We start from the raw sequence: 11129 nt of genomic DNA on the forward strand, positions 1-11129 counted from the left end.
GAGAGCAGACAAGCCGGATCGACTGATCCGGCTTGTCTATGCAGCGCATTACGAAATGCAACCGCCAGCGAACCCTCCCGTTATCGTGTAACTTGATGTTAGCACCCCGGGGGAACGTTATTAATGGATTAATAAAATGATATTTTGCACTATTATGCAGACGTATGACGCCTGACATAGGTCAAAAACCGGTAATGATAAGGGTTCTTCTCATCACGAATTCCTTCGCTTTCCTGCTCCAGCTGGAACTCGGACCAATCGATCGCCGGGAAAAAAGTATCTCCGGCAATGTCCTCATCAATCTTCGTCACCAGCAAGCGGTCCGCGTAAGGAAGCAACAGTTGGAAAATCCCGGCCCCGCCAACTACCATTAACTCTTCGCCATCCGCCAGAGCCAACGCCTCTTCAACCGTATGTACGATCTCCGCACCTTCAGCGTGATAGGAGCGATCATTCGTCATAACGATATTACGACGGTTCGGTAACGGACGGCTGCGCATCGACTCCCAGGTTTTGCGCCCCATCAGTACGGTCTTCCCCGTCGTTTGTGCTTTGAAGAAGGCCATATCCGCCGGCAAACGCCATGGCAAATCATTATCCCGGCCAATCACGCCGTCCCTGGCCATCGCCCAAATAAATGTTATTCCCATATTTCGCATCCTCCTTTCCGGAATCCGTTCAACAAATAGCCGCTCTACAGGCAGGCCTATCATTAGCTAGCTTCTATACCGCAACAGTGGCTTTAATGCCAGGATGATGCTGGTAGCCAACAAATTCGAAATCCTCATAGACATAATCAAAGATAGAATCCGGCTTGCGCTTAATTACAAGCTGCGGCAAAGGATAAGGCTCCCGTTCCAATTGGGTCTTCACCTGTTCCAGATGGCTCTTGTAAATATGAACGTCTCCCCCCGACCAGATGAATTCGCCAACTTCCAGGCCGCATTGCTGGGCAACCATATGCGTAAGCAGTGAATAGCTGGCGATGTTAAATGGCAAACCGAGGAAAGTATCGACAGAGCGCATCGTCAGCATACAAGACAGCTTCCCGTCAGCTACATAGAACTGGAATACGAAGTGACAAGGCGGCAGCTTCATCTCATCGATTTCAGCTACATTCCAGGCGCTGACCAAGTGACGGCGCGAATCCGGATTGTTCTTGATCGACTCGATCACGTCTGCAATCTGGTCGATTCTTCTTCCGTCCGGAGTTGGCCAGGATCGCCATTGCGAGCCATAAACCGGGCCCAGATCACCGTTCTCATCCGCCCATTCGTCCCAAATGCGAACCCCGTTCTCTTTCAAATATCTAATGTTGGTGTCCCCGCTGAGGAACCAGAGCAGTTCATGTACTACCGATTTCAAATGAATCCGCTTCGTCGTTATCAGCGGGAATCCTGCGCTGAGATCAAAGCGCAACTGTCTGCCGAATACCGAATAAGTCCCCGTGCCTGTCCGATCTTCTTTTTCCGTCCCATGATCCATTACATCCTGTAGTAAATCCAAATAATTTCTCATTAAGCGCACACCTCAAATACTCGTTTTATAACATATCTTTTTTATTATAACAGACTGCAATTTTACATGTAGCAAAATTTGATCCTGCTCCGGCATTAAAATACGAGCTCAAAATCCGCTATGCTGATGAATTTCTATATCACAAGATAACCTGCCTTTAAATCCGTTTCAAACAACCTTGAATACCTCGTTGGAGGTTTTCTTATCAAAAGCGAATATGGCGGATTGTAATCAGCTTGCGATCAAGCGCCTTCCGGAAGCGGCTTCTCGCATCAGGCAGCAGCGTAACACCGCTAAGCGCAGCAATCCGTTCGACCACCTCATCCGCTGTCAATCCATCGGTATCGACATGTTCAGCGAATATCTCTGCACCAAGACTGGCCAGACAGCGGTCTATCTGCTGGATCGGCCACGAGTTCGCCCTCTCCCCTCGTCCTTTAAGACGCTTAGCCAAGGTTTCCCTGGAAGCCAGCAAAGTCACATGACAAATATCCGCCCCGTCAGCCCGTAATCGTTCGACGATCTCGGCAAAATAGTCCCGATTCGTAATTGTCATCGGCACGATAACGGTTCCGCTATACGCCTCACTCAGATGCTTCAGCATGGCATAATTCATATCCCGCCACATCGGATAATCCTGAAAATCCCCTTTGTGTATGGACCTCGGCAATTGCTTCCTGATGAAGTAGCCAACATGCTCTGGATCATACACGACAGAATCAGGAATTCGCCTTTGCAGCTCAAATGCCGCGGTCGTCTTGCCTGAGCCAAAGGCTCCATTAATCCAAATAATCATATACTCACCACCCGTCTGACTTGGACCTCTATAAAAAGACGAAGCCTGAGCGATAAAGGTTACTCCCCCAGGCCCAGGCATCTTGACTTCAATGAACTATTTTATTAGTGGAAAAATCCTGCAATCCCTGCTACCAGTACGATAATCGCAAAGATCATACGGTAGATAGCGAATACCTTCATCGGCTTCTTCTGCAAGTAGGAAATAAATTTCCTGATCACCGCCAGCGCAACGATAAAGGATACGACAAAGCCGATAATAAGGGAAGTAATCTCTGCCCCAGTCAGGCTTGTCAGTCCGCCGATCTTCACAATTTTCAGCAAGCTCATGCCAACCATAACCGGAATCGCCAGGAAGAACGAGAACTCCGCAGCTGCTACTGTAGACAGCCCTGCAACCCAGCCGCCAATGATCGTCGAAGCGGAACGGGACATCCCCGGGATGATCGCCAGACATTGGAAAGCGCCGATAATAATCGCTTGCTTGACCGTTACATTCAGTTCATCCCCGCCTATTCCCGGAGCACTGTTGTTCCGGAACCTGGATTCGGCATACATCATCCAAATCCCGCCGAAGAATAACGTAACAGCTACGACAACCGGTGTAAACAGGTACTTATCAGACAGGTCGTTCAGCAAAACACCAAATACACCGCCGGGAATACAGGCGATCGCCAGCATAAGCCAGAACCTGAACCCGGAACGTTCAAACCCCACTTTCTTGGGGAAAAAGTTCACCAGCGTGTCCTTGATTTTGGTCCAATACAGGACAACCACGGCCAGAATGGCCCCAAGCTGAATTACATAAGTATACATCTCTACAAAGGAAGGGGTTGTCCCCTCAAAACCTAACAGGTTCTCGAAGATGACGAGATGGCCTGTGGAGGAAACCGGCAAGAACTCGGTAATCCCTTCTACGATCCCTAAAATAATTGATTTCAAAAAGTTCAAAATATTGTCCATTTTCCTGCCTTATCTCCTTTTCAAAGCGTTCATTCTTATCTCCTTAAAATTTGGCCCGTTTCAACTTTACCAGTTCATTATATAAGAAATCAAGCACAGCTTGTTAAGTTTCAATCCATTGAAGCAAGCTAAACCGTTTGTTATTACTCCCTATTTATATGCACGCTTGTACTTAAAAATGTAGATTTGACTTATATATCACTATATCGTAATATTACGATATAACGAAATAGGTCGAGGTGAAATCCTTGTGGACAACAATTTTAAAGCTAATAACCAGGCCGCGGAAATATTGAAGGCCTTGGCCCATCCGGTTCGGCTCTGTATTATCCGGGGACTTATGGATAAACAGCGGTGTAATGTTTCTTATATGCAGGAATGCCTGGATCTGCCGCAATCGACGGTATCGCAGCATTTGCAGAAATTACGCAGCGCCGGGATCGTAGAGGCTGAGCGCAACGGACTGGAGATCCATTATCGAATTGTGGATGAGAAGATTAGAAAGCTGATTACAGCATTATTTGAGGAGGAACAAGCATGAGCAGAAAAGTATTAATCGTAGGTGGTGTCGCCGGGGGCGCGACCGCGGCAGCACGGCTGCGGAGACTGGATGAAGAAGCGCATATCGTCATGTTCGAGAGGGATGCCTACATCTCCTTCGCCAACTGCGGACTTCCCTATTATATTGGCGACTCCATCAAGGAGCGGTCCAAGCTGCTGGTGCAGACGCCGGAAGCCATGTACCGGCGCTTTAATATCGATATTCGTACCGAAAGCGAGGTTATGGAGCTTCGTCCGAACAACAAGACCGTACTTGTCCGCAGCAAGGAGCGCGGCGAATATGAGGAGAGCTATGATGCAGTGATCCTCTCCCCGGGCGCAAAGCCCATCCGCCCGAACCTGCCTGGCATCGAGAGCCCACGAATCCATACGCTGCGGAATATCCCGGATACGGATCGGATCAAAGCCCGTGTCGTCGAAGAGAAAGTGCAGTCGGCAATCGTCATCGGGGGCGGCTTCATCGGTGTAGAGATGGCTGAAAATCTGCGTGATATCGGTCTTGATGTTACTTTAATTGAAGGCGGACCGCAAATTTTAGCTCCCTTTGATTCTGAAATGTCGGCTGTGCTGGCCAAAGAGTTGGAAGAGCGTGGTGTGCGTCTGCTGATGTCGCAGACTGTAGCCTCATTCCGGGAGACAGACGATCGGATCCAGGTACAAACCGCTGACGGAAGCTCATTATCTGGCGAGATTGTCATTCTTGCCATTGGGGTTACCCCGGATACCGGCTTTTTGAAGAATAGCGGGCTGGAACTCGGACCGCGGGGCCATATCATCGTGAACGATCATCTGGAGACCAATCTGGATCAAGTGTATGCAGTAGGCGATGCGGTTGAAGTTGTCGATTTCGTTAATGGAAACAAGACAGCGATCCCGCTGGCAGGGCCGGCCAACAAGCAAGGGCGGATCGCTGCGGACAATGTGTATGGTCTTAAGACAACCTATAAAGGCTCACAGGGCACTTCCATTATCAAAGTATTTGGTTTAACTGGGGCAGCAACGGGCAATAACGAGAAAACCTTGCAGCGATTGGGATTACCCTACCACGTATCCTATGTTCATCCCAATTCCCATGCCGCTTACTATCCGGGAGCAACTCCGCTATCCTTAAAGCTGCTGTTTGATGATCAAGGCACTGTGCTTGGCGCTCAAGCCGTTGGTTATGATGGTGTTGACAAGCGGATCGATGATATTGCTACCGTGATTCGTTTTCACGGCAATGTTGCGGATCTAACCGAGTTGGAGCTGGCTTATGCGCCGCCGTACTCTTCCGCAAAAGACCCGGTAAATATGGCCGGCTACACCGCTGAGAATATTTTGAGCGGAAGAACACAAGTGTTCACGGCACAGCAGCTTGCACAGCGAGATACGGTAAATACCATCCTGGTCGACGTTCGTTCCGAGCTTGAGCATGCGAATGGGCATATTCCTGACTCCTTGAACATTCCAGTCGATGAGATGCGCAGCCGGCTTGATGAACTGGATGCATCCAAGGAGATCTGGGTGTACTGCCAAGTGGGATTAAGAGGGTACACGGCATCGCGGATTTTGCAGCAAAAAGGCTTCAAGGTGCGCAACCTGTCCGGCGGCTACAAAACCTATCAAATGGCAAACTATAAGCCCGGCGGAGCAGCTGCACCCCCTGCGGGGCAACCGGTTAATAAAGTAAACTTGCAGCAGGAACGCACTGCGGCCAAGGGACAGATCGCCTCCACGGCTGAACCAATGATTCAAGCTGCTGCTGAGCTGGACGCATGCGGATTATGCTGCCCCGGACCGCTCGTTCAGCTTAGGATGAAGATGGATGAGCTAAGCAGCGGCGACATCTTGCATGTTACGGCAACAGATGCCGGTTTCTACGAGGATGTTCAGGCCTGGGTCAAAATGTCCGGCAACCAGCTTAGACAAGTTAGCAAAAATCCGAACGGTACAATTGAAGCCTATGTAGAAAAAGGAGCTCCCTTGACTGAGGCGACCTCTATCGCTGCGGCGCAAGCAACCGCTGAAGGAAGTTCGATGATCGTCTTTAGCGGCGATCTGGATAAAGCGATCGCTTCTTTTATCATCGCTAATGGTGCGGCGGCCAGCGGCAAGAAAGTGACGATGTTCTTCACCTTCTGGGGACTGAATATCATCCGCAAGCCAGAGAAGGTTGCTGTCTCCAAAAATACGATCGGACGCATGTTCGGAGCGATGATGCCGCGCGGCAGCAAGAAGCTGTCCCTATCCAGAATGAACATGATGGGTATGGGCGCGAAGATGATCCGCTCGGTGATGAACAACAATAATGTCTCCTCCCTGGAAGAGCTGATTCAATCGGCGATCCGGCAAGGCGTGGAGATCGTCGCTTGCCAAATGTCGATGGACGTCATGGGCATCAAGCACGAGGAGCTGATCGACGGCGTTAAGGTCGCCGGAGTCGGCTACTATCTCGGCAAAGCCGATCAATCAGGCATTAATTTATTCATTTAAAATGAAGCAGAGGCTATCCTTCGTCACCATGACGAGAGATAGCCTCTCTATTTTATCCGAATACAATCCTATATCCGTCCGATCCTGCACATATATGTTCTTGAAGGTCATCCTATTACTATGTGTTGCTTCAATCGAACCCTTAATAATATTGGCCCCGTTCGCGCGTAATTGCTGCTCTAAAACATCAAATTGCTCATAATCAACATGAACAAATATATCCCAGGCCAGACCAGGTCCTTCCCCATCCGTTGGATAATCGCTTCGCCGCTGCTTGATTCGGAACGATATCGCCGGATCTCAATACCATTGACGGGCGGCGATGATATCTTTGACCGGAATAAAAATGCCGCTGATCTTACCCGCTACACTGCTCATCTTGTATCCTCTTTTCCCTAGAGTCACATCCAAAGCTCGACGTTCATTTCACCGAAACATTATTTTTACTCGCGCGTAATTATTCCAAAGGAGTTGAATCCGTTGAATTTTCTGATAGGGATAATATGTATCATAATCGGTGTACTCAATTTAGCGAAGCCGGAGTTCGCCTGGTATTTAAAAGAAGGCTGGAAAGTAGACGGAGATTCCGAACCCAGCGATACTTATCTAACGCTCACCCGGATCAGCGGTGGAGTAGCAATTTTCGTAGGTATCCTCGTCTTTTTTGTTGGAATAAGCTAGCGTTCGATTCCGCTCGCGCTATTTCTCATCAGGGTGGGCGAATGTCGTGTGCACTCTGGGTTATCATCCATAGACTATAGTTGAGAACCATTCCTGTAAGGAGGGTAGCTATGGATTATCAACAAATTTGCTGGAACTGCATGAATAAATATGTCGGCATCGCAACGAAAGACGGACAGAACTATGACGGCTTCATCGCCCATGTCGACAACGACTTCGTCACCCTCGCCATTCCAACCGATGAGGTCATGGCAGGGATGCCGGCAAACAAGCGACAGTTCGGTTTTCATCCCGGCTTCTTTCCGCGACGCCGCTTCTTCCGCAGGCGGATACCGTTTTATGCGATTAATGATCTATTTCTGCTTCCCTTCTTCCTGTAGGTCAACCGGCCGGCCTGCTTAAGGGGTATGGAATTTTCATATCCCTTCTTGTTATTTCAACGGCAAGGCGCACAGGCAAGCGATGGAGCCATTCTTCGCGTAAAAGCTCCCCTCACCGCTGGCAGCCGATTAACGCAGCGGCTTCTTCAAAGAGTATAATTCCTCCTCGATCGACACCAGCTTCTGCTCAACAGCCTGACGAGCATCGTCGATCGCCTTGTTATACACATAGGGCGCAAGCTCTTTGAGCATAAAATCGAGCAATTGCTCCGCAGCGATATCACCGATGCTCTCGGACCGTTCCATTTCAAAATATTCCTTCACACTCTCCACAATCTCTTGCTTTTGTTCCTTCGGCAGCTTAATAGGTATCATCGTATTTTGTCCTCCATACTGGTTTTATCTTGATGTGCTGAACTGATTTGCTACTGCTCTCACTCTTTCAATTAATGATGCATCAATTGAATGATTAATTTCTCTGCCTCCGTATAATTCCCCGCAGGTCCGAACACATAACCATCTATATTGTAACGTTCATTAATATCTTTGGACATAAACCAAATGAGATCAACAGATTTTGATACGTATACCGTACCTATCGTTTCAAGCTCTTTGTCAGGATGATGGGGATTCAAAAGGGTATAAAAATAGTAATCCCCGTTATACTCCAGCTTCACCTCATATTGCAGATCATGATCGACCGTCAGCTTCCCGATCAGTTTATCTTTTCCAGTCAGACTAGGGTATCGATAGCGATCGTGGTATGCTGCTCAAACTTCTTATCCGTCGAATAAATCAGCGCAGGCAGCTCTTTATGAATTTTTGCGGGTCTCAAGTACATCATGAGAAGCATGGCGAGCACTATAATGCAACCGGATACGATTAACTTCCAAACTTTCATTTATCACATTCACCTGCCTGCAAACCTGGTGTTTATGAATCACAACTCAAATTTTTCTTTAATGGTCTTAGCCGCTTCATTTGCGCTGAGATTCGTATTGTTCATGCGAAAATAATTACTCTTTTGAATTTCTCCGGCGTAAGAATTCAATCTGTAATTCTCCATCGTGCTGATCAAGTCCTGCTCCGAGCGAGCAATATCTCTCTTTGTTGGTTTATGCTGCAGCCGATGCGGTGTCTTATTGCGCTCCAGTCGTTCCTCCAGCTCGGCCTCCAACTCAACATAATAAATCTCGGCTCCGCGAGCTTCGAACTTCTTGCTAAGTCGATCGATATATTCCCAATCGCCAGCAAGATCAAAAGCCCACACATAAGTAAAGATTAATCCCGGCAAATCGCTTTTGGACACCTCTTCAAAAATTTCTTCGCGGAACAAGTTCACCAGTCTTTTTCCCGTTTCGCTGCCATAGCTAAAAAAAGGCGTTACCAGTTCGATCGTCATATGGTTATGGAACAACCGCAGATCGGTTATTTTCTCAAGCTCCTGGCCAACCGTCATTTTGCCGACGGCTTGCGGCCCAAACAAAATGACCAGCTTCATCAGACACCCCACCTCCACATTATTCCAAGAAATATAACAAGATTGGAGGCTGCGGTCAACCATTTTTGCAGCATTCGCATAATAAAAAAGACCGGTGCTTGTGAACAAGAACCCGTCTTAGTCTGTATCTGACAGATTAATACTTTACATCGGCATATTCCGACTTCGTCTCCAACTGTCTCTTGGCGAACGGACATAACCCGAATAGCTTGATCTGATGGCGTCTGGCATAATCGGCCACATGGGACATCAAATCCTCCGCCAGCCCTTGTCCGCGATACTTATCATCCACGTACGTGTGATCGATAATATAGAGTGTCTCGCCGGATATGCTATAGGTCATTTCAGCAATAGTCTCCCCGTGAACCTCGATATAAAATTGATGCTCCTGCACATGGTGCTGAACCTTGCTCATGAATCTCACTCCTCCTCGATCTCGTTATCGGCTGGCCTGGTATGCCACTTGTAGGTCAGCGTCCACTGGGACAAATATCAATATGAGCCGTAATCTTATCGGCTGAGGTGCCTGAAGTGTTCACCCATGGACGCTTCTTGAGATCAAATACCTCCGGCATCCCCTTCACACATATTCCGGAATGAATACATTTCTCCGCATCAAAATATACTTCGATTTCTTCTCCTTGGTACACTTTCTGACTCATGATGAACCCAACCTTCCTATTGAAAAATACCAGACTGCGGCCGTATTATAGTTCATAATATAATAGCTCTCAGTATAAATATAGTTACTTAATAAAGTATAGATGCATAAATTAAGTTTGTCTATAATTTGCATTATGGCAGCAGCTCGCATCGGCACCCTTGCTACATGCCTGGAGAGCTTGCTTGCCCCTCCGTCTTCTCAACCCTGGCCCGGTTCATTACAACAATACCGATAATTACGAGCACAATCGCGGAGATCTTCAGCAGGTTAATAGGCTCTCCGAAGACAGCGATTCCAATCACTACCGACAAAGCCGTTCCTACTCCGCTCCAGGTCGCATAGGCGGTCGAGAGGGAAATATGCTTCAAGGAAAAGTTAAGCGATGTGAAGGAGATCAAATAACCTACGGCAACGCCGAGACTGGGTCCAAGCAAAGTGAACCCTTCCGATAACTTCAGCATCGTCGTGGCAAAACCTTCAAAGAGGATCGCCAACGTTAAATATAGAATACCGGACATATCCATGCCTCCCTTTACTTCGCTGCATTTAACAAGACAATGCCGGCGATGAGGATGCCCATACCGACCCAGGCTTGACGATTCATTTTCTCTTTGAATATCCACATTCCGGCCAGAACAGTCAGGACCGTTCCGATGCCGCTCCAGGTTGCATATACGAATCCTAATGGCAGAAACTTCAACGCTTGTGACATCAGCCAAAATGCCAGCCCGTATCCCGCAATGACACCGGTAATCGGAGCCCATTTGGCAAAGCCGTTCGACAGCTTCAGCATTGTCGCAGCGAAAACTTCCATTACAATCGCTAGACCAAGCATCAAGTAGCTCATAAGTCCTTCTCCTTATCGATGAATTCTAACAGAAATTGAATAACTCTTCGTCCTTCCTCCTGGCTGAGCGGGTCACTATTGAACAACCAGGAGTAGAGAAACCCGTCCGCAACCAAGCGAATGATCATACCAGCCTCGAACGAAAGCCCCTCCTTCACCATCTCGGTGCGGAACCTTTGATAGTCTTCATCCCAGAGCTGGATCAGCTCCATATTGGTGGCTATCGCCGCCAACATGCTGGAGCTTGCATTATAAGGGCCGCGGCCTTCTAATTGTCGCAGCGTTGCTAGCAAATATGACTTTGTATAGCTGCCCGTCTCCTCCAGCTCCTGCTGCAGCAATTCACGGAACTCGCGAATGGTCTCCTCATTTAATCCCTGGATCAGCTCATCCTTGCTCGAAAAATGATATAGCAGGCCGCCCTTGCTGACGCCCGCTCTAGCGGCCACCTCATCCAGAGTTAAACGGCTGATGCCCTGCTCCACTATAATTGCAGAAGCAGCTTCAAGCAGAAGCGAACGCTTCGATTTCGCCATGATCATAACCTCCATATCTGCTCTAGACGCACAATTTTACTATACCGTCCAGACGGTTTTATTTTAACAAAAAGAAACGGTCTATTCAATACTGCATACAGACCCGGTCCAAAATCATGACCACCCGTCTAACGGGTGGTTTGCTCTAAGGCTATAAGCCTTTATTACCGGCTCGCGTCTAAAGGCGCTAGCTTTCACTTCGCTCAAGCTA

The 11129-nt window shown here is 48.2% G+C and carries 17 protein-coding genes; 4 read left to right on the forward strand and 13 right to left on the reverse strand.

Annotated elements, in window-relative coordinates; genetic code table 11:
* Nucleotides 1–152: 152 nt before the first annotated feature.
* The 4 genes from DMN77_RS21490 to DMN77_RS21505 form a co-directional block, all read right to left on the reverse strand.
* Nucleotides 153–650, reverse strand: coding sequence for a dihydrofolate reductase (locus DMN77_RS21490; RefSeq protein ID WP_068781528.1), 498 nt, complete (start codon nucleotides 648–650; stop codon nucleotides 153–155).
* A gap of 73 nt (nucleotides 651–723) precedes the next feature.
* Nucleotides 724–1518: a thymidylate synthase gene (gene thyA / locus DMN77_RS21495; RefSeq protein WP_068781529.1), complete on the reverse strand. Its 795-nt coding sequence runs from the start codon at nucleotides 1516–1518 to the stop codon at nucleotides 724–726.
* Between the two features lie 205 nt (nucleotides 1519–1723).
* Nucleotides 1724–2314 (reverse strand): AAA family ATPase, encoded by a 591-nt coding sequence (locus DMN77_RS21500; protein ID WP_179016266.1) that lies wholly within the window; start codon nucleotides 2312–2314, stop codon nucleotides 1724–1726.
* A gap of 104 nt (nucleotides 2315–2418) precedes the next feature.
* Nucleotides 2419–3276, reverse strand: a complete 858-nt coding sequence (locus tag DMN77_RS21505) for an undecaprenyl-diphosphate phosphatase (protein ID WP_179016267.1) — start codon at nucleotides 3274–3276, stop codon at nucleotides 2419–2421.
* A gap of 250 nt (nucleotides 3277–3526) precedes the next feature.
* On the opposite strand from DMN77_RS21505, the gene DMN77_RS21510 reads away from it, so the two are divergent.
* The 4 genes from DMN77_RS21510 to DMN77_RS21525 all read left to right on the forward strand — a co-directional run bounded on the left by DMN77_RS21510 (nucleotide 3527) and on the right by DMN77_RS21525 (nucleotide 7370).
* Nucleotides 3527–3817 carry an ArsR/SmtB family transcription factor gene (locus DMN77_RS21510; RefSeq protein WP_068781532.1) on the forward strand — a complete coding sequence of 97 codons (291 nt, stop codon included), beginning with the start codon at nucleotides 3527–3529 and terminating at the stop codon, nucleotides 3815–3817.
* The gene (locus DMN77_RS21515; protein WP_179016268.1) at nucleotides 3814–6309 is read left to right on the forward strand and encodes a DsrE/DsrF/DrsH-like family protein; all 2496 of its coding nucleotides are present in this window, start codon (nucleotides 3814–3816) and stop codon (nucleotides 6307–6309) included. Before DMN77_RS21510 ends, DMN77_RS21515 begins: the two co-directional genes overlap by 4 nt.
* A gap of 480 nt (nucleotides 6310–6789) precedes the next feature.
* Nucleotides 6790–6990, forward strand: coding sequence for a DUF6199 family natural product biosynthesis protein (locus tag DMN77_RS21520; RefSeq protein WP_068781534.1), 201 nt, complete (start codon nucleotides 6790–6792; stop codon nucleotides 6988–6990).
* A 110-nt stretch (nucleotides 6991–7100) separates the two neighbouring features.
* Nucleotides 7101–7370 (forward strand): phosphatidylinositol kinase, encoded by a 270-nt coding sequence (locus DMN77_RS21525; protein ID WP_068781535.1) that lies wholly within the window; start codon nucleotides 7101–7103, stop codon nucleotides 7368–7370.
* Nucleotides 7371–7499: 129 nt separating this feature from the next.
* On the opposite strand, the gene DMN77_RS21530 is transcribed toward DMN77_RS21525, so the two are convergent.
* From DMN77_RS21530 to DMN77_RS21570, 9 genes are all read right to left on the reverse strand, one after another.
* Nucleotides 7500–7745, reverse strand: a complete 246-nt coding sequence (locus DMN77_RS21530; RefSeq protein ID WP_068781536.1) for a DUF2164 domain-containing protein — start codon at nucleotides 7743–7745, stop codon at nucleotides 7500–7502.
* Between the two features lie 71 nt (nucleotides 7746–7816).
* Complete coding sequence (locus DMN77_RS21535; RefSeq protein WP_179016269.1) at nucleotides 7817–8047, reverse strand: hypothetical protein; 231 nt, start codon at nucleotides 8045–8047, stop codon at nucleotides 7817–7819.
* 56 nt (nucleotides 8048–8103) lie between these two features.
* Nucleotides 8104–8271: a hypothetical protein gene (locus tag DMN77_RS21540; RefSeq protein WP_179016270.1), complete on the reverse strand. Its 168-nt coding sequence runs from the start codon at nucleotides 8269–8271 to the stop codon at nucleotides 8104–8106.
* A gap of 39 nt (nucleotides 8272–8310) precedes the next feature.
* Entirely contained in the window at nucleotides 8311–8871 is a 561-nt protein-coding gene (locus DMN77_RS21545) for a DEAD/DEAH box helicase family protein (protein ID WP_179016271.1), read from the reverse strand.
* Between the two features lie 136 nt (nucleotides 8872–9007).
* Nucleotides 9008–9286 carry a GNAT family N-acetyltransferase gene (locus DMN77_RS21550; RefSeq protein WP_068781539.1) on the reverse strand — a complete coding sequence of 93 codons (279 nt, stop codon included), beginning with the start codon at nucleotides 9284–9286 and terminating at the stop codon, nucleotides 9008–9010.
* A gap of 55 nt (nucleotides 9287–9341) precedes the next feature.
* Nucleotides 9342–9533, reverse strand: coding sequence for a (4Fe-4S)-binding protein (locus DMN77_RS21555; RefSeq protein WP_179016272.1), 192 nt, complete (start codon nucleotides 9531–9533; stop codon nucleotides 9342–9344).
* A gap of 163 nt (nucleotides 9534–9696) precedes the next feature.
* A complete protein-coding gene (locus DMN77_RS21560; protein ID WP_068781541.1) occupies nucleotides 9697–10053 on the reverse strand; it encodes a DMT family transporter in 357 nt (118 codons plus the stop codon).
* Between the two features lie 14 nt (nucleotides 10054–10067).
* A complete protein-coding gene (locus DMN77_RS21565) occupies nucleotides 10068–10382 on the reverse strand; it encodes a DMT family transporter (protein WP_068781542.1) in 315 nt (104 codons plus the stop codon).
* On the reverse strand, nucleotides 10379–10918 hold the full coding sequence (locus tag DMN77_RS21570) for a TetR/AcrR family transcriptional regulator (RefSeq protein ID WP_179016273.1): 540 nt from the start codon (nucleotides 10916–10918) through the stop codon (nucleotides 10379–10381). Before DMN77_RS21570 ends, DMN77_RS21565 begins: the two co-directional genes overlap by 4 nt.
* Nucleotides 10919–11129 lie beyond the last annotated feature (211 nt).

It is taken from the genome of Paenibacillus sp. 79R4 (assembly GCF_013393165.1).
Taxonomy (GTDB): domain Bacteria; phylum Bacillota; class Bacilli; order Paenibacillales; family Paenibacillaceae; genus Fontibacillus.